Raw genomic sequence first — 19,127 nt, forward strand, 5'->3', positions numbered from 1 at the left:
CTCCCATGGAATGGCAAGCCATTCTGACATTGCTGACCCTCGCCACGGTTCTGGCCGCATTGGTGATCACCCGGGTGTCTGCGGATCTTGTTTTGATGGCCGCCCTGGCGTTTTTGCTGATTACCGGCGTTCTTGGCCCTGTGGAGGCTTTATCCGGCTTTGGTAACCCGGGAGTGATTACCATCGCTACGCTCTATGTGGTGGCGGCCGGATTGAAAGAAACCGGGGCCGTGCAGTGGATCGCGCGTTTGCTACTGGGCCACCCGAAAACGGAAAAGGGCGCCCAGCTGCGAATGCTGGCGCCGACCGGTATTCTCAGCGGGTTTATGAACAACACGGCGGTTGTGGCTATGTTCATTCCCGCCATTCAGGACTGGGCCCAGCGCCTGGGCATTCCTGCTTCCCGCCTGTTACTCCCTCTCAGTTACGCGGCCATCCTTGGGGGCACCTGCACCTTGATCGGCACCAGTACCAACCTGGTGGTGGACGGCATGCTGCAGGCGCGCCTGGGGGTCAATCTTGGCCTGTTTGAATTGGCATGGGTTGGCATACCTTTATTGCTGATTGGCGGCACTTATCTTGTGCTGGTGTCGTCCCGTTTGTTGCCGGACCGTGGTGGCATGAAGGAAGAGTTGGAGCTGGTTCGCGAATACGGCGTGGAAGTGGAGGTCGATGCTGCCGGGCCACTGGTGGGTAAAACCGTCGCGCAGGCCGGTTTGCGTGCGTTGAACTACGGCTACCTGACAGAGATAGACCGGGGCGGGCGCCTTATTACTGCTGTAGAGCCGGATCGGATGCTGCAGGCAGGTGACAAACTGTATTTTGTGGGGGCGCCGGAATGTGCCAGCGAGCTGCGCCGGATTCAGGGCGTGAAAGCGGCCCAGGCCAGTATTCAGAAACTGGACCTGGCTAACCATCAACGTTGCCTGGTGGAAGTGGTTCTGGGCCAGGAATTCCCTGCGCTGAATAAAACGGTGCGCGAGAGCCGCTTTCGTACCCGTTTTAATGCGGCGATCCTGTCGGTATCGCGGGAAGGTAAGCGGGTGTCCGGCAAGCTAGGTGACATTACCTTCCGAATGGGCGATACCCTGCTGCTGGAAGCCAGCCACCAGTTCGTGGAGCAATACCGTTTCCGTCGCGACTTTCTTCTGGTCAGTGCTCTGAACGATTCCACGCCGCCGGATTTTCACCGGGCGCCGCGGGCCTTGGGGATTCTTCTGCTGATGGTGCTGGCGAGTGCGTCTGGCCTGCTGCAGATCATGGAAGCGGCGTTTTTGGCGGCCGGCGCCATGATCGTCACCGGCTGCATCACCGCCAGTCGCGCCCGACGAAGCGTGGATTTGCCGGTATTGGTGGTGATTGCGGCGTCTTTCGCTTTGGGCACCGCAATGACGGAAACCGGCGCCGCAGTATGGGTAGCGGGCGGGCTGCTGGGTCTGTTTGGCCCGTTAACGCCTTGGATGGCGCTGGCCATTGTGTATGTGCTAACCGCAGCCTTTACCGAAGCCATTACCAATAATGCGGCGGCGGTGTTGATGTTTCCGATTGGCTTGGCAGTATCGGAACAATTGGGCGTCAGCTTCTTGCCCTTCGCCGTGGCGGTTATGTTCGCTGCGTCTGCCTCCTTTATTACCCCCCTTGGCTATCAGACGAATCTGATGGTGTATGGCCCCGGGCGATACCAGTTTACCGATTACATTCGGCTGGGCTTGCCGTTGAGCGTGCTTGTTGGTTCCATGGCCATAGGGCTGATTCCATTTGTCTGGGAATTCTGAATGGCATGATTGACATCAAACACCACGGAGCGGTGACCGGTGTAACGGGTTCTTGCCACGAGTTAGACGTTGGCGATTCCGGCATTCTGATTGATTGCGGCCTGTTTCAGGGAGAAGAAGAGGGCAACAGGGCAGGCGCGTCTGATCTGTCGATCGATTTTCCCATTGAGCACATCAAGGCCCTGGTGGTCACCCACGTTCACATCGACCATGTGGGCAGGATTCCCTATTTGTTGGCGGCGGGATTTGGAGGGCCGATTATCTGCACGGAACCCTCGGCCATCATGTTGCCGGAAATTCTGGAAGATGCCCTGAAAATTGGTTTCACCCGGGACCGGGCGCTGATCGAACGGGTGCTGGGGCTGATTCGGTCCCGACTGGTGCCGGTTCCCTACAACCGGTGGCATCCTGTGTTTGAGGATTCTGGCAGTTCATTGTCCATTCGCTTCCAACGGGCAGGCCACATTCTGGGGTCCGCCTATGTGGAATGCGATGCAGAATCTGCAGGAAAGCCAGAGCGGATTGTGTTCAGCGGTGATCTGGGCGCCCCTCACTCGCCCCTGTTGCCCGAGCCAAAGCCGCCAGAGAAGGCGGACCGGGTGGTGATTGAAAGCACTTACGGTGACAAGGACCACGAGAGCCGGGTCGATCGCCGATATCGCCTCAAGACGATTCTGGAGAATGCGCTGGCGGACGGTGGCACCGTGTTGGTGCCGGCGTTTAGCATTGGACGAACCCAGGAACTGCTGTACGAAATCGAAAGCCTGATTCACGAATTCGGTAACGACGAAGTGGCACCGGATCTGCCGTGGCACGATCTGGAAATTGTGGTGGATTCGCCCTTGGCCGCAACATTCACCCGGATTTACCGTGACCTGAAGCCATTCTGGGACGCCGAAGCCACCGAGCTGGTTCGCCAGGGCAGGCATCCGCTGTCTTTCGAGCAGTTGACCGTGATCGATAGCCACGAAGACCATCTGAATGCCGTGGATTACCTGACCCGGTCCCACCGCCCCTGTGTGGTTCTGGCTGGTTCTGGTATGTGTGCCGGTGGCCGTGTGGTGAACTACCTCAAGGCCATGCTGGGTGACCTGAGAAATGACGTTCTGTTTGTCGGATACCAGGCCAAAGGTACCCCTGGCCGTGATATTCTGACCTACGGCCCCAGAGGGGGGTGGGTTGAGTTGGACGGCCAGCGTTATGACATTCGGGCCCGTATCCATCAGGTCGGCGGTTATTCTGCCCATGCGGGTCAGTCGGATCTGGTTCGTTTTGTATCGGACATTCAGCCGCCACCCTCTGAAATTCGGATCGTTCACGGCGACGAATCCGCAAAAGAATCGTTAAGACACCAATTTCATTCTGTCGGGCTTGCAGGGATAATGATTCCCGGACTGGGCTGAGCCCTTCACACGCTAAGTAAAGGATTGTTTGCACCATGAAAAAGATTGCCGTTGTCGGCCTGGGTTACGTTGGTCTGCCACTGGCGGCTGCCTTTGGCGAAAAGCGTGAGGTAGTGGGTTTCGATATCAACACCAAGCGTATTGCAGAGTTGCGGGAAGGTGTCGATGTCACCCGGGAAGTCAGCCGTGAAGAGCTTTCGGGATCCACTGGGTTGTCTTTCGCGGATACGGTGGAGGGCATTCGTGACTGCCAGATTTTCATTGTGACGGTGCCCACGCCCATCGACGAGTACAAATCGCCCGATCTGACGCCGCTTGTAAAGGCTAGCGAAAGCGTCGGCAAGATTCTTAAAACCGGCGATATTGTGATTTACGAATCAACCGTGTACCCCGGTGCCACGGAGGAAGTCTGTGTTCCAATACTTGAGAAAGTATCTGGCCTGACGTTTAACAAGGACTTCTTTGCCGGCTACAGCCCCGAGCGAATTAACCCGGGTGATAAAGAGCACCGCGTTACGTCCATTATGAAAGTAACCTCCGGTTCGACGCCTGACATTGCAGACGAAGTCGATGCGCTTTATGCGGGAGTCATTACGGCCGGAACCCACAAAGCCAGTTCTATAAAAGTGGCCGAAGCGGCAAAAGTCATTGAGAACACCCAGCGCGATTTGAATATTGCATTGATGAATGAATTGTCGATGATTTTTTCTCGGCTCAAGATAGATACCAACGAAGTCATTGCGGCGGCATCCACAAAATGGAACTTTTTACCGTTTAAACCGGGCCTGGTCGGTGGCCATTGTATTGGTGTGGATCCTTATTATTTAACTCACAAAGCACAATCGATTGGCTATCACCCGGAAATCATTCTTGCGGGCCGTAGAGTGAATGACAACATGGGCCCGTATTCAGCGTCTGAGCTGGTTAAGGCCATGATTAAGGCCGGGCACACGATTGCCAATGCAAAAGTATTGTTGATGGGCTTTACGTTTAAAGAGAACTGCCCTGATTTACGAAATACCCGCGTTATTGATGTGGTTAAAGAGTTAAAGGAATTTGGTTGCCGGGTGGATGTAACGGACTGCTGGGCCAGCGCTGATGAGGCAGAAGAAGAGTATGGAATCGCTCTGGAGCAGAATCCGGCGAAAGGCGATTACGATGCCCTTATGCTGGTGGTACCTCATCGCGAATATGCCCAACAGTCGTCTGAGCAATTACGACAGTATTTGAAACCAGACGGTGTTCTATTTGATTTGAAAGGAGTGCTGCCGTTAGGGCAGGCTGATTTAAGGCTTTGATCTCAACCTCTGAACTAAACCTGAAAGCCGGCTTATTCAAAGCCGGCTTTTTTTATTAAAGAACAGTAAAATAAAAATTTTGCCACCGTTGAATAATTAAACTATTATTTACGCGACTTTCAGTCATTTCCATATTAAAGGTTTTGATTTCAAATAAAGGGTTTTGTTATCCATGGCAAAGATTAATGATTATTATCAGAAGAAGCAGCTTATGGAAAAGCTCTCTGAAGAACTGGCAAAACTGGAGCAGGATCAGGCGCTGAAAGGTGAACTGGAATTCGAGAATAAAGTTCGCGACCTGATGAAAGAATACAAAAAATCGCCGAAAGACGTTCTGCAGATTCTGTCGGCCATCGACCCCACCATTACCGGCGCTAAAGCAGCGGCTTCCACGGGCACTCGCGCCAAGCGCCCGATGAAAACCTACAAGAACCCGCACACGGGTGAAGTGGTTCAAACCCGTGGCGGCAACCACAAGACGCTGAACGAATGGCGCAAAAAGCACGGTAAGGAAGCGGTTCAGAGCTGGCAGCAGGACTGAGTCTATCCTTGTCTTACCAGGCAGCGTGTGCGCCCGCACACGCTAGCTTTCCTCGCCGAACACCACCACCCGGTTTCTTCCGCCTTCCTTGCCCGCATACAGCGCCTCATCGGCCTGCTGGAGCCATTGCATGTAGTTTTCCGGCTTTTCGGAAATGGGGGCGATGCCAATGCTGACGGTGTAGGTGATATCGGCCACATCCGTTTTTACGGTGCTTGCCGCGATAGTCTCACGGATTCGTTCGCAGATGATGCGTGCGCCGTCGGCGCCGGTTTCCGGCAGAATAATTCCGAATTCCTCCCCGCCATAGCGTCCCACTGTGTCAGATTGCCGAACGCTGGCTTTGGTCACCTGCGCGGTGTGCTTGATGACTTCATCGCCGGCGAGATGGCCGTGGGTGTCGTTCACCGCCTTGAAGTGGTCAATATCAAACATCACCAGGCAGGTGGGTTGGCCGTACCGGCGATAACGCTCGAATTCGGCATCCAGAAGGTTTTCCCAGGTTCCCCGGTTCAGCAGGCCGGTTAAGCGGTCGGTCATGCTCAGCTTTTCGAGTTGCTGATTGGCCTTTTCCAGCGCTCGTTTGCTGGTGGCTATATCGGTGACGTCGTAAACCATCAAGCAGACTTTTTCGACCTGGCCATTGATGCCAGACAGGGGGCTGATGGTCAGGTTCTGGAACATGAACTCTTCGGTGTCGGTGATGGGCCGGGTGCTTCGGAACTTGAACAGGAAAGGGCGCTGCTCCCACGAGGTAAAGGCCCGGGTGTTCAGCATGGCGACAGAATCGACTTTTCGGGTCAGCCAGGCTTCGGGGATGTCCGGAAACACGTCAAAGAGTACCTGATCACGAACTTTGCTGGCGGTAATGCCGCTGTGATGTTCCATAAACCCGTTCCAGGCCTGAACGCGAAACTCCAGGTCAATGATCACCAGCCCGACCTCGACGGATTCGAGCATGTCCACCAGCCAGTGGAACGAGGTTGCTTCCGTTTCAGAGATTGCCATGGTCAGTCCACCAGGTATTGCAGTCGTTGTTCAAGGAACGGCACCGAGTCTTCTGTCAGAAGCACCAGCATGTCGCAGCTGATGTCCGTGCCTTCAAGTTCGTAGCTGATCTCGATACACAGGAGCTTTTCCTGGCGCTGCCTGTGGTAGTCAAGCAGGTCGCCCACTTTGCGGTGCTGCCCGAGCACGGTTGGATGGCCCAGGCCGAGTTTGAGGTCCAACTGGTCGCCGATGCCGTTGATAAATGCGCCAAACAGGATGCTGGACATGTCCATCAAGACTTCCACCTCAAGATTTTCGGTGTGGATGTCGTCATAAAGCAACAGCTTTGCCATTTCCTCGAAGTTGGCGTCTGCAAACAGCAACATGGCTTCGCCGGCGACGCCGGCGCCAATAAAGCCCTGGCAAACGGCAGAGTAGGGCGTGTTAGCGTCAGCCGCCGATATGGCCATGCTCAGCTCGCTGGTGGTGATCGTCTCTATTTTAGGAACGGGTTGGCGTACGAACACTTTGAGCAGGCGCGCCAGCAGGTCGGAAGACCGTCCCATGGCGACGTTGGAAATCTCCTGAAGGTAGTCATTCAGGTTGACAGTCCCGGATTTTGACGGCGCCTTTGCAGCCGCCCCGGCTTCCTGGGTTTCGAATTCTTCGGGCTGCAGGAAACCGTAGTCGCGCAGAATGCTGGCCACTTGATCAGTGTCGGTCGGCTTTTTAATGAAATCAATGGCACCCAGTTTTTTTACCCGCTCACGGGCTCCGGGCTGAATGTCACCGGAAACCACAATGGTCAGTACCGGAAGATCCTGTGCGTGGATGGTCTGCAATACCTCGTAGCCGTCCATTTCGGGCATGTTCAGGTCCAGAAACAGCAGTTCAGCCTGGCTTTCTTCCAGTTTTTCCAGGCAGTTTTTGCCGTCAAAGGCAAAAGTGACGTCCGCTTTCCAGTTTTTGGGAAGGGCACGCGCCATTTGTTTGCGCGCCATAGACGAGTCATCACAAATCAGAACTCGGATGGACATGGGGGCTCCGCTTATTATTTTCTTCAGTATAGCAGTGGGATAGACGAATTCTATGCCCTGTGAACTGTCTCACTCTATTGGCTGGGGTGCCTGGGATACTATGGCGTTGCGGCAATAACACAATGTAACAAAGAAAAAGAAAGCCGTATGCCAAAGCAGAGTTAATAAGAGCGTGAAAAGCGCCAGTAGAAATCTGCGGCATCAGGGTTGGGCGTCGGATGGCTAGACCCAAAGACTAAATCAGAGACACGAGACTATGCGACAGGATGCATTCAAGTATGCTGTCCCTTTCACCATCTGCCTGGGCCTATCGCCGTTGGCAATGGCAGAACTTGAGCCTATCTCCGATAAGGAAATGAGCCAGGTTCAGGGGCAAGCATTGATGACCGTAAACAACGTGGACGACGGTACCCATAGTTTTACGCGTGTCACCATGGGCATGGACGTGAAAACCCGTCTGAACGTGGATAACGCGATTATTGGTGGGGATGGCTCCGGGGCAGATCTGGATGTATCTGACCTCGCGCTGGGTCATTATGTTCGTGACGACACCCGTGTCCAGATTGATGGTCAAACCTACAACGTTGATGACATCGTTCGCTTCCAGGGTGCGCAACCCTATTTCGAACTCGCCAGGAACGGTAACGATCTGGCTGGCTTCCGTATGGGGTTTGGCGAAGCCCGCGGCACCCTGTCAGGCAACTTTGCCAGCTTCAGCGGTAATCTCGGAATCAAGCTTGATGATGGCACCGGTACGGGTACAACGGTCGATGCGACCTTGTTTGATGATGCCGGCGTAGCCACCAACCACCGCGCAACCCAGATTGGCATTCCGGGTGCGGAAGGCACCTGTTCGTCCAGCGCAGAATGCGTGCCCTTGACCAACATTAAATCCATGGACATCGGTGTCGATAATGGCGACGGCACGGTTGGCTTCACCAACGACTTGTTCCTGGCTTTCCAGCAGGAATCCGTTGACTGGCAGCAGGTAAACGGTGCCGGAACGATTCAGGGGCCGCAGGGAGTGTTCATGAACCTGCCCACCGCCATGACCCTGGATATGCAAACCCTTCAAAACGGGGTTCAGCGCGAGCGGACTCACTACGTGGATCGCGGTACCGGCATGTTCTGATAGACTGCGCAGCAATCTCATTCGATTCTGCGCAGGAGCAGTTAGCGGTGATCCGTTCTTTTTACTGGCACGACTATGAAACCTTCGGGGTTGATCCCATTCACGATCGCCCCTGTCAGTTCGCCGGCGTGCGCACAGACGCCGACCTCAATATTATTGAGGACCCTCTGGTTATCTATTGCCGGCCCACGGATGATTACGTTCCCTCGCCGGAGGCCTGCCTGATTACCGGCATTACCCCGCAAAAAGCCCTTGAAGAGGGGTTTTCAGAAGCCGAATTCATTTCGCAGATCAACGAAGCTTTCAGTCAGCCCGGCACCTGCGTAGTGGGCTATAACAACCTGCGTTTTGACGACGAAGTGACCCGCCATACCCTGTATCGAAACCTGAGGGACCCCTACGCACGGGAGTGGCAAAACGGTAATTCCCGTTGGGACATCATTGACATGGTGCGCCTGACCTACGCTCTGCGCCCGGAAGGTATCAACTGGCCGAAGAAAGAGGATGGCAGCCCCAGCTTCCGGCTGGAAGAACTGACAGCGGCGAATGGCATCAGCCACGAAAGTGCCCACGACGCCATGTCAGACGTAGAAGCGACCATTGCCATCGCCCGGCTGATACGTGAAAAGCAGCCAAAGCTGTTTGATTTCGTGCTGCAGAATAAGGACAAACACTCCGCCCGGGCCATGCTGGATACCGCCACCATGAAGCCGGTGCTCCATGTGTCTGCCAAATACCCTGCGTCGCGAGGATGCTGCGCGATGGTGGCGCCGGTGGCCGATCACCCCACCAACAAGAATCTGGTGATTGTTTACGACCTCAGGGAAGACCCGTCAGAACTCATTAATGCGACGCCACAACAGATTCGTGAGCGTGTCTTCACGTCGCAGGCGAATCTGGGGGAGGGCGTCAGCCGGTTTCCTCTCAAGGGTGTGCAGTTGAATAAATGTCCGGTGCTCGCGCCGTCGGCGATGCTGAAATCTCTGTCTGAGGAACGCCTTCAGGCTCTGGAGTTGGATGGCGACGCCTTGCGCCGGAATCTATCCATACTGCGCAAGGCAGAGGGCTTGCCCGCAAGGATCGCAGAGGCATTCGATCAGCCACACGAAGGCGACCTGACGGATCCGGACGAGCAGCTTTACGCCGGCGGATTTATTGGCAAGCAGGATCGCGACACCCTGAACTGGCTATTGAATCAGCCGGTCGAAACCTTGGGAGAGCAAGAGGTCCGTTTTCAGGATGAGCGGCTTTACGAATTGCTGTTCCGTTACCGCGCCCGCAATTTCCCGGAAACGCTGATTGGGGAAGAGCAGGAAAAGTGGGAAGAATTTCGCCAGCAGCGTCTGATGCAACCGAAGTCTGGTTGGCGTTCTCTGGAAACCTTCTTTGCGACCCTTCAGTCGATGGCCGCTGATCCGGATTTGACTCCGGAAAAGCGGCACCTGCTTGAAGAGCTTCAGCTTTATGGTGAGTCGCTGATTCCTTATGTTTAAAGGGCTCGGCGTTTAACCGACTCAGCGGCGTTTCTGGAAGTACACCGATAGATCCTGGCCCATCAGGCTCTGCACTTCGCTGCCCAGTGTTTCGGCCTGAATCTGCTTTTGCACGGGGCCGGTGGCCAGGCTGTGGCCGTCGGTATCCCGGGCTTTTACAAGCTTCCAGTCCACTTCGTTGCTGACCAGCGCCATGAGTTCGTTTAACTGCTCGGCGTTCTGTGCGGCGAACCAGCGGTCACGGCATCCGCCGAGGCCGTAGAAATCGGAATCTTCCGTCAGTGTTTGCCAGGTCGGGTCCTGGCGATTGTTCATGACCATCTTGCGGAGCTGGCGCAGGGTAGAGCGTGTTGGCTTTAAATTGTGCCTGGCAATCATCTGTCTGATCTGACGGTCGCCATCGGTTTGCTCGCTTACGCTTGTGTGGAGATGCACGATGGCCCCGGCGTTGGTGCCCGCGTTGACCAAGGCCGCCAGGGAAAGATCGGTCATATTATCGGATGGCAAGCGTCCCACTTCGATCCAGTGGACTTTGTGTTCATCCGCAATAAAGTTCTGCGCAACCGACCAGGGCCAGAAAACGATGTTGCTGATACCCAACTGGTCTGCCATGCGGGTGGCCTTCGCGATATTGGCGAGGGACTCGTCCACGGCAATCACTTCCACGTCGCTCAGATAATGCGCCAGCTCCATCGCGCGCTGTCCGGAGCGGGCTCCGCAGACCATGATTCGCAACGTATCCGGGCAATGATCGGTCGTCAGGCCCAGTTCATGGGTCAGTGCGTTTTTCAGGCTGGCTTGCGTCCGATAGGACAGGGTAGACCAGCAAGGCCAGGCCTGGGGGACGTCGGTTTTTTCCAGGTGAAGCTCTTCCGCCTTTTCATCAAAGCTCTGTTTGATCGCTTCTTCCATAGCGCGGTCGTAATAGCTGGCGGCCATGGTCGCCTGCATTGCTACGGGCCAGTCCACCAGATTCCAGGCACCGAGGTCCACCGCGAAGGGTTGATGGAACAGTGCGCCGTACATGGCACTGATCATCAGCGAGCCGATCAGTTGATCTTGCGCATCGCCAAGAACCAGCTGTGCCTTGATGCTGTCGTTCACTGTGGCTACCAGGCGTTCCTCATCGTCCTCGGCGGGCAGGGCATAGCCGGTTCGATCCACATAGACTGCCAGTGCCAATGCCAGTGGCTGCAGGTTGTCGCGGAGTTCCGCAGTCTTTGCGACTTCGGCCAGAACTGAACGGCGCAACAGGGTGACCAGTTCTTCAACCGCCGGATCAGGCATCAGGGTTTTGTTCAGTGCCAGTAGCAGGAGCGAATCCTGACTGGCCGCATCCAGAAAGATCTGGGCGTTGGGGTCTTCCAGATCGTACTGCTGGCGGATAATCGCGGCGACAAATCGTCCCAGTTCCTGATGCGGAAGGCCATCGTGACTCAGCAAGGCAATGGCGTCATGCGCCAGGTCCTGATCGGCGGTCGCTACATCCAGCTGGGCGGCACATTGCAGCATGCCGCTGTAGATGGATGGCCACTCAAGGCCGGTCTCAAGCAGTTTGCGGTAATGCAGGTAGGCCACATCGAACGCGCCCTGCATCCGTTTGGCGTGAGCAACGCCGCAGAAAGCCGGTGCGGACTGCCGATCCATGTCCAGTGCCTGCAGAAAGTACTGCTCGGCAAGCGCCGGGCGTTCAGACTGAAGTGCCCAGTAACCCAGGTTGATGTGTTGTTGTGGCTGTTCTGAATCCAGATCGAGGCTGCGGGTAAACAGAGTCTGGGCGGCTTCCAGATCGCCGTCGTCCATCTCTACCCGTCCCAGCAGGCCGAGAGCAGCGGGATGGCCCGGTTCTGCCGCAAGCGCGTCCTTCAAGTAGCCGCGACACTCTGCTCTTGCCTTCGTGCGCTGAACCAGTGACGCAGGGCCATTGGACTCGCGGTAGGCAAGCTGAGCCTGGATCAGCAGTCGAGCCGCAACGGCCTGCTGCTGATCAGCGCTTTGATTATGATGCTGTGCTTGCATGGGACACCTCAGTCTTCAATCGTTCGCGTTCAGCGCTCTGTCTGTTAACCCTGCAGCAACTGCAGGACCTGCTGGGGCCGGGCGTTTGCCTGAGCCAGAACCGATAGGCCTGCCTGCTGCAGAACCTGGGTACGGGCCAGTTCAGCCGTTTCAGCGGCGAAGTCTGCATCCCGGATACGGCTATTGGAGGCCGCCAGGTTTTCAGACGTTGTCGCAAGGTTGGCGATGGTGGACTCGAATCGGTTTTGAACCGCACCCAGTTCGGCGCGGAAGCCGTTGATCTTGTCAAAGGCATAATCCACAGCGACCAGAGCCAGCTCGGCTCCGTCGCGAGTATCAATCTGAAGGTCGTTCACAGAAACCGTGTTGTCGGCCACCGTCGCATTCAGTGTCTGGTCGACACGAGGCGTTACCCCATCTTCTTCAAACAGGTCGGTTGCGGTGATGGAGATGTCAAAGTCATTTCCGAATTGGGACGAGAAAATAATCTCGTCGTTCTCGGAGTTCAGGTTGGCCCGGATGCCGGTATCGACCGTCCTGGCGTTTACCTGAGACACAATGTCGTTCAGCGATGTGGCGTCGGCCAAGGTGAACTGATTTCCGTCCACATCCACGGCGAAGGAAACGGTGTTGCCTTCAGCAAAGTAATCGGTCAGCGGGACCGGCTCGTCGGCAATGGCGATGTTGACCGTTTCGGTATAGGTATTGCCGTCATCATCGTCATCCAGTGAAAAGACCGCATCGAATGCTTCGTTGCGAGAGTTGGAAAACACAAGCTCTCCTGTCGACGAATTGGAGCTGACAGACAGGTTATTCAGGTCGGTATTGCCACCGGCGACCGCAGTATCAATTTCGGTCTGAATGGCTGACGCCAGGGCGTCTGCATCTGCATAGGTTCCAGCCGGTATGGTCAGCGCGGTGCCGTTTATGGTGACCGTGTCATCCCCGCCAGAGAGCGTAATCGGGAAAGTCAGTGACGATTGCAAAGCGGTAGAAGCGGTATTGACTGACTCGTAGCCTGCCGTTGCGCCACCGAGGTTCTGGCTCTCGGTGAGCACCGAGCCCAGCTGAGCACCGCGTGAATCCAGGCCGCTGACGTCGATGGTTTCACCGGCGTTAGCGCCGACCTGAAAGGTCTGCTCGCCGAAGGTACCGTCCAGCACCTTCAGGCCGTTGAAACTGGTCTGGCTGGCAATCCGGTTGATTTCGGAAATGCGTTGTTGCACCTCCTGGTTCAGGGCTTGCCGGTCGGACGTGCTGTTGGTCGCGTTGGCGGACTGTACCGCCAGTTCACGAATGCGCTGCAGGTTGTTGGTAACTTCGTCCAGCGCGCCTTCTGCTGTCTGGGCCAGGGAGATGCCATCGTTGGCATTTCGCTGGGCGACGTTCAGACCGGTAATCTGGGCTTCGAAGCGCGTCGAGATCGCCAGGCCCGCCGCATCGTCTTTGGCGGAATTGATTCTCAGGCCAGAAGACAGCCGCTCAAGTGCCGTATTGGCTTCGCCCTGGGAGGCGTTGAGGTTGCGCTGTGCGTTCAGCGACGCAATGTTGGTGTTGATGATCTGAGGCATATCAATTCTCCCTGCTCAGAGATGCCGGTGGTTCGGCGCCCGGTCACGGTGGGTGCTTTGCCGGCGAAATTCATTAAATTGCCGTTTTGCAGGGTGGTAAGCGAAGGCTGTGCCAGTTTTACATTTAGACCTCTATATCATTGAAAAATAAGCGGTAAAAGCGCTATTGAAGTTGCCGTAAAGCCGGTTCACAATTGAAGTGAGACGGAAAACTGGCAGGCAATTGCCGCTTTTACATTCGCTTACAAATTGGTGGTATTTTTTGCTAAAGGAACCTTCGGAGGCGCCGTTACCCAGATCAACAGGGCGGCGCGTCTGAAAGTCGGGCGTCGAACCTAATCCATGAATTAACGGCTTTTGTCGAAGGAGAAGCATTATGGCTCTCGGTATCAACACTAACGTCGCCTCACTGTCGGCACAGAACCAGCTCAACAAATCGCAAGAGCTGTCTAACCAGGCGCTCGAGCGTCTTTCTTCAGGTTTGCGCATCAACTCTGCGAAAGACGATGCGGCGGGCCTGGCGATCTCTACCCGTTTCAGCGCACAGATCAGTGGCTTGAACCAGGCGGTTCGTAACGCCAACGACGGTATCTCACTGGCTCAAACCGCCGAGGGCGCACTGAGCGAAACCGTGAACTCGCTGGCACGAATCCGTGAACTGGCGGTTCAGTCTGCCAACGACACCAACTCGGCCTCTGACCGTGCCTCACTTCAGGAAGAAGTTGATCAGCTGCTGGCTGAGGTTAACCGGATTGCTGACACCACACAGTTTAACGGTCAGAACGTTCTGGACGGTTCTTTCACAGCTGCCAGCTTCCAGGTGGGCGCTAACGCCGGCCAGACCATCGGGGTGTCCATTGATAGTGCTCGAGCCAACCAGATCGGTAACTTTAGCCTGACCACTGACGGCACAGGCTCTGAAGCTGTTGCAGCTGCTACCGACCCAGGTGCGAGTACGGTTGTAGATGCGGAAGATCTGACCCTTACAGGTTCATTGGGTACCACGACTGTCGCTGTTGGCGCAGGCGATTCCGCTAGGTCCATCGCTGAGTCGGTCAATGCTGCGACTGGCTCGACTGGTATCAAAGCCGATGCGTCGACTCAAGCCCGAATCGAGGGTGTCTCTACTGGTACCGTTTCCTTTGACCTGACAGGTCAGGACGGAACTGCGGTGACAGTATCCGCTCAGGTTGACGATTCCAGCAACGTAACGTCTCTGGCGGATGCCATTAACGCGGCTTCAACGACTACCGGTATCACCGCTGAGCTGAGCGCTGACCGGTCCAGCATCACCCTGACAAGCGAAGGCGGTGACGACATTCTTATTGCTGACGCCAGCAATAATGACGCTACTGATAACAACGTATTTGATGTTCAGGGTCTGAACGCCGACGGTACCGATTCTGGCTCTGCGGTGACTCTCGCTGACGTCGACAATACTGATGATGGCAGCGGCACCGACTCTACCCGAATTTCCGGTGACATTGAGTTCAACTCCTCAGAAAGCTTTACCGTGACTTCGGGATCAACAGGCGGCCTGTTTGCGGCGACTTCCAACAGCGCCACCCTGAGCGCAGCGTCTGAAATTGATATCACCAGTCAGTCAGGTGCTTCCTCGGCCATCAACGTGGTTGACGGCGCTCTGGATTCCATCAACAGCCTGCGGGCAACGCTGGGTGCGGTTCAGTCGCGATTCGAGTCTACCATCTCGAACCTGTCGACCACTGCCGAGAACCTGTCGGCAGCGAATAGCCGGATTCTGGACGCTGACTTTGCTGCAGAAACCGCCAAACTGTCCAAGGCTCAGGTGCTGCAGCAGGCGGGTATCTCGGTACTGGCCCAGGCCAATGCCCGTCCACAGCAGGTTCTCTCCCTCCTGCAGTAAACCGGGAGAAGCGGCTAAGCCGGGGTGCACTGTAAACAAGGAGCCCCGGCAGCTTGCCGCATAGGATAGCGAGGTAAGCTATGAATGACGTTAACCTGAACAGCGCGGAATTGAAGCTGGTTCGTTCCAGTGAAAAAGCTCCGGCTCGGGCAATTTCGTCAGCTCAGGCGGAAGGCAGGAATGCCTCAGCCCAGTCTGCCGCGTCGGGGCAGTCAAAGGCAGCAAGCTCCCCTCAGTCCGCTCAGCAGCCAAGCAAGGCAGAAAGGCTGGAGAACCGGAATGAGGCTCAGAGAGAGCAACTGGACGAAGCGGTATCGCAACTGAACGATTTTGTTCAGAACGTCCAGAGAGATCTGCAATTTGAAGTGAATGACGATCTTGGAGAAACCATCGTGAGGGTGGTGGACCAATCCACAAGAGAAGTCATTCGCCAGATCCCGAACGAGGTGGCCGTGAGGTTGGCAGAAAACTTGCAGCAGGACGAACCGCTGACATTGTTTAACATCAAAGTGTAAAGCCTTGCCGCTTTAATACTGATGTGGACAAGAGAACAGCACCGCCGCACCCCAGTGGGTCCGGCGGTGTTCTGCTTTATGGCTATAATGGTTTAACAGCTCGTTACAATTCTGGTGAAAAAAAGGGCAAAGTTTTGCCGCTATTGGTCGATAACCGGAACAGCTCAGGTGACAATGGCTGAGCGTAACGAATTTGGACCTCCAGAGGAGGCATGGCAATGGCAAGTATTTCATCGCTGGGTGTTGGTTCGGGAGTCTTGAACTCCGACTTGGTTGATCAGTTGGTTGCGGCTGAGCGTGAACCGACGGAAGTGCGTCTGGATCAGCGAACCAAGCGCACAGAAGCGTTGATTTCCGCCTATGGGACACTGCGCAGCGCTGTGACAGAACTGCGCCTGCCGATGAGGCAACTCAGTGCGCCAGATAATTTGACGGCATTTTCTGCCAGTTCATCGAATGACGGTGTTGCCGTTACGGTGGACGACAGTGCGGCAAGCCGCGGGTCTTATACCGTTCAGGTTGATAGCCTGGCGCAGGCCCAGTCGCTTGCTTCCGGAACTTTTGACAACAAAGACAACGCCTCGATTGGTACCGGTGTTCTGACGATCAGAGCAGGATCCGAAACCAAATCCATCACGATTGATAGCTCTAACAATTCGCTTCAGGGCTTGGCCAACGAAATCAACGATGCAGGCATAGGAGTGACGGCTGGTGTCATCGATACTGGATCGGGCTTCAGGCTTGTCATGTCGGCCGAGGAGACGGGCACGGCTAATGCGATCAGTGTGACGGTATCTGACGATGACGGAAACAGCACAGATTCGTCGGGGCTCTCCCAGTTTGCATTTGATACGAGCACTCAGAACCTGACAGAGACCATTGCCGCCAAGGACGCTGTGGTTCAAATCAATGGTATCGAAATCACCCGCTCGACGAACAACATTGAGAATGTGATCGATGGGCTGAGCCTTAATATTACTGAAGAAGGCATCACCTCGACGGTTGAAGTAAAACAGGATTTTGGTGCGGTTGCCGATCGTGTCCAGGGCTTTGTCGACAAATTCAACAACCTTCAGTCCACCATTTCCGGACTGGCTGGCTTTAATTCACAAACGGGGCAGGGCGGCATACTGTCCGGTGACAGCACCGTGCGTGGCATCCAAAACCAGCTCCGCAGCTTGCTGACCGGGATTGTTCCCGGGTTGGAAAACTCGTCGGTTCGGAGTTTGGCGGATGTTGGCATCACCACCAATTTTGAAACCGGTGGATTGGAATTTGATCGGGCCAAACTTGAAGAGCAGCTCAAGGCGAATCCGGATGACGTGACCGCGCTGTTCGCTGAACAGGGCAGGGCTACGGATTCGCAGGTGGAGTTTGTGAGAAGTGGTCTCAATACCCGACCCGGCACCTACGACATCAACGTGACTCAGGCGGCAACCCGAGGCAGCGTCGCGGGCACAGCCGCTCTGGCAGATGGTGTGACGATTGACGGGTCAAATGATCAACTGTCGCTGGAGGTTGACGGTGATACGACGGTCAGCCTGACGCTCTCAGCGGGCACTTATGCGACCGCTCAGGATCTGGCTGATGAGATCCAGGCGCAAATCTCTGCGAACACGGCACTGAATGCGGCCGGCAAATCCGTTCAGGTGGGGCTCGATGGGGCTGGCGCGCTGACGTTTACGTCCGGCAAATACGGCAGTGAATCCAACGTTGCGATCACGTCAGTAGAGGACGGCGCTTCTCTTGGGTTGTCCGTCGACTCAGGTACCGCAGGACTGGACGTTGAAGGCACGATTGGCGGGCAAACAGCATCCGGGGATGGACAGGTTCTGTTTGTTGACAGCGGTTTTGGTGACGCCAATGGCCTGCAGGTGCGGATCGCGGGAAGCCAGACCGGAAATCGTGGTGAAATAACCTTTATAGAAGGCGTTGCTGAAAAAGCCGTTGATTTGGTTACGAGTTTTGTTGGCGCTGATGGGTCGATCAGCTCGCGGACCGAAGGCCTAAACAACGACCTGCAGCGTATTCAGGAAGATCGGGCCCGGCTCGAGGAACGAGTTTCGGCCTATCGAGAGCGGTTAATCAGTCAATTTACGGCCGCAGACTCGTTGATTGCGCAACTGAATAACACCCGGGATTACGTAAGCCAGCAGCTAGCGGCGCTGGCGCCACAGAACAACAGAGACAGTTAAGCCTGAAAGGGGTTAAGTATGAACGGTTTACAGGCGTACAAGAACGTCAATGCCCAGACCAGCATCACAGATGCGGACCCACACAAGCTGATTCAGCTTCTGTATAACGGTGCGCTGGAGCGCATCAATATGGCCAAGGCACGGATGCAGGCAAAAGACTTTGAGGGCAAGGGCAAGCTGATCTCCAAAGCCATTGAGATCATCGGTGGTCTGCGTGGCTTCCTGGATTTCGAAAAAGGCGGGGATCTGGCGGTTCGCCTCGAGTCCCTGTATGAGTACATGGAACGGACATTGTTCGATGCCAACCTGAAGAACGATGTGGAAAAACTGGACGAAGTTGCGGACCTGCTTCGTTCGATCAAGGACGGTTGGGATGGTATTCGTGAAGAGGCGACGTCTCAGCAGCACGCTGTCTGACGGTGGGATAAGAACCCGTTCATTGAACCGTGTTCTTCGTTTTATCGCCCTCCTTTTGGTTGGTGTAGCGGTTGCGCCTGTGTCTCTGGCAGAAAGCGATACCAAGCCGGTTACCTTTGCGATCGCGGATGTCTGGCCCTGGGCGTACGAAGATCAACGTGGCAAGCCCAGCGGCAGTCTGGTCGATGTCATGCGGCGATTGTCCGAGTTAACGGATGTGCCAGTAGAACCCCGGCTGCGCCCCGTGCGGCGAGCCATCAGCGAACTGAAGAACGGGCACATCAATTTCAGCATTCTGTTTCAAAGCCCCGACCTCGATCGTCAGGCCGTCAACCTTGGTAAAGTCGTTCAGGCCAACATTCTTCTCGCTGCGACGGCCGAGACCGACTACCCGTTAACCCTCGAGTCCCTGTCTGGCAAATCCGTCGCCTACATCCGCGGTACCTACCTTGGAGAGGCGTTCGAGCAGAATACCGAGGTGGTGAAGGTGCCGGTCACCTTGATCAGTCAGGCCATAGATCTGCTGTCCATAGGCCGTATTTCCGCAATTCTTGCCAGTGATCATGCCATCCTCAAGGCGTTAGAGGCCATGGGTTTGAGCTCGGATGTGCTGCGATACAATAAGCATGTACCAGGGCAGTCAGGGGTCCTGTACATGTCTGGTAAAGCGCAGCGTTCGGATGCGGCCATGAAGTTTCGCGAGGCGATTGCTTTAATGGACGAGAACGGTGAGCTGAACAGAATTTTCTTTGGCGAATCTGGTCGACCGGAATACGATGGCCCTGGTGAGCCTGACGCCGCCTCTGCAACCTCTGCACAATAGCCATTCCTCAAGCTCTCCCGTACAATGTGCGCC

At 55.6% G+C, this 19,127-nt stretch carries 15 protein-coding genes; 11 read left to right on the forward strand and 4 right to left on the reverse strand.

Features of this window, described 5'->3' with window-relative positions; translation table 11 throughout:
• The first annotated feature begins 5 nt into the window (after positions 1-5).
• The 4 genes from QLQ17_RS07095 (at position 6) to QLQ17_RS07110 (ending at position 5,017) form a co-directional block, all read left to right on the forward strand.
• Positions 6-1,775: an SLC13 family permease gene (locus tag QLQ17_RS07095; RefSeq protein ID WP_283208846.1), complete on the forward strand. Its 1,770-nt coding sequence runs from the start codon at positions 6-8 to the stop codon at positions 1,773-1,775.
• A 5-nt stretch (positions 1,776-1,780) separates the two neighbouring features.
• Positions 1,781-3,178: an MBL fold metallo-hydrolase RNA specificity domain-containing protein gene (locus tag QLQ17_RS07100; RefSeq protein ID WP_283208847.1), complete on the forward strand. Its 1,398-nt coding sequence runs from the start codon at positions 1,781-1,783 to the stop codon at positions 3,176-3,178.
• 35 nt (positions 3,179-3,213) lie between these two features.
• The gene (tviB, locus tag QLQ17_RS07105) at positions 3,214-4,476 is read left to right on the forward strand and encodes a Vi polysaccharide biosynthesis UDP-N-acetylglucosamine C-6 dehydrogenase TviB (protein WP_283208848.1); all 1,263 of its coding nucleotides are present in this window, start codon (positions 3,214-3,216) and stop codon (positions 4,474-4,476) included.
• Positions 4,477-4,648: 172 nt separating this feature from the next.
• Entirely contained in the window at positions 4,649-5,017 is a 369-nt protein-coding gene (locus QLQ17_RS07110; protein ID WP_283208849.1) for a histone-like nucleoid-structuring protein, MvaT/MvaU family, read from the forward strand.
• A gap of 42 nt (positions 5,018-5,059) precedes the next feature.
• Here the strand turns inward: QLQ17_RS07110 and QLQ17_RS07115 are convergent, their stop codons facing one another.
• Both QLQ17_RS07115 and QLQ17_RS07120 read right to left on the reverse strand, forming a co-directional pair.
• Positions 5,060-6,025: a sensor domain-containing diguanylate cyclase gene (locus QLQ17_RS07115; protein ID WP_283208850.1), complete on the reverse strand. Its 966-nt coding sequence runs from the start codon at positions 6,023-6,025 to the stop codon at positions 5,060-5,062.
• A gap of 2 nt (positions 6,026-6,027) precedes the next feature.
• Complete coding sequence (locus tag QLQ17_RS07120) at positions 6,028-7,044, reverse strand: response regulator (protein WP_283208851.1); 1,017 nt, start codon at positions 7,042-7,044, stop codon at positions 6,028-6,030.
• 256 nt (positions 7,045-7,300) lie between these two features.
• On the opposite strand from QLQ17_RS07120, the gene QLQ17_RS07125 reads away from it, so the two are divergent.
• Positions 7,301-8,176, forward strand: coding sequence for a hypothetical protein (locus QLQ17_RS07125; RefSeq protein WP_283208852.1), 876 nt, complete (start codon positions 7,301-7,303; stop codon positions 8,174-8,176).
• Positions 8,177-8,223: 47 nt separating this feature from the next.
• Entirely contained in the window at positions 8,224-9,669 is a 1,446-nt protein-coding gene (sbcB, locus tag QLQ17_RS07130) for an exodeoxyribonuclease I (RefSeq protein ID WP_283208853.1), read from the forward strand.
• A 21-nt stretch (positions 9,670-9,690) separates the two neighbouring features.
• Here sbcB and QLQ17_RS07135 read toward each other — a convergent pair whose 3' ends face one another.
• On the reverse strand, positions 9,691-11,688 hold the full coding sequence (locus QLQ17_RS07135) for a tetratricopeptide repeat protein (RefSeq protein WP_283208854.1): 1,998 nt from the start codon (positions 11,686-11,688) through the stop codon (positions 9,691-9,693).
• 44 nt (positions 11,689-11,732) lie between these two features.
• Positions 11,733-13,259: a flagellin N-terminal helical domain-containing protein gene (locus QLQ17_RS07140; protein WP_283208855.1), complete on the reverse strand. Its 1,527-nt coding sequence runs from the start codon at positions 13,257-13,259 to the stop codon at positions 11,733-11,735.
• Positions 13,260-13,635: 376 nt separating this feature from the next.
• Here QLQ17_RS07140 and QLQ17_RS07145 point away from each other — a divergent pair, with 376 nt between their 5' ends.
• The 5 genes from QLQ17_RS07145 (at position 13,636) to QLQ17_RS07165 (ending at position 19,094) form a co-directional block, all read left to right on the forward strand.
• Entirely contained in the window at positions 13,636-15,144 is a 1,509-nt protein-coding gene (locus QLQ17_RS07145; protein ID WP_283208856.1) for a flagellin N-terminal helical domain-containing protein, read from the forward strand.
• An 80-nt stretch (positions 15,145-15,224) separates the two neighbouring features.
• A complete protein-coding gene (locus QLQ17_RS07150; RefSeq protein WP_283208857.1) occupies positions 15,225-15,659 on the forward strand; it encodes a flagellar protein FlaG in 435 nt (144 codons plus the stop codon).
• Between the two features lie 218 nt (positions 15,660-15,877).
• Complete coding sequence (fliD, locus tag QLQ17_RS07155; protein ID WP_283208858.1) at positions 15,878-17,854, forward strand: flagellar filament capping protein FliD; 1,977 nt, start codon at positions 15,878-15,880, stop codon at positions 17,852-17,854.
• 18 nt (positions 17,855-17,872) lie between these two features.
• Positions 17,873-18,271 carry a flagellar export chaperone FliS gene (gene fliS / locus QLQ17_RS07160; RefSeq protein WP_283208859.1) on the forward strand — a complete coding sequence of 133 codons (399 nt, stop codon included), beginning with the start codon at positions 17,873-17,875 and terminating at the stop codon, positions 18,269-18,271.
• The gene (locus QLQ17_RS07165) at positions 18,228-19,094 is read left to right on the forward strand and encodes a substrate-binding periplasmic protein (RefSeq protein WP_283208860.1); all 867 of its coding nucleotides are present in this window, start codon (positions 18,228-18,230) and stop codon (positions 19,092-19,094) included. Before fliS ends, QLQ17_RS07165 begins: the two co-directional genes overlap by 44 nt.
• Positions 19,095-19,127: the final 33 nt, after the last annotated feature.

It is taken from the genome of Marinobacter sp. CHS3-4, assembly GCF_030053415.1.
GTDB lineage: Bacteria > Pseudomonadota > Gammaproteobacteria > Pseudomonadales > Oleiphilaceae > Marinobacter.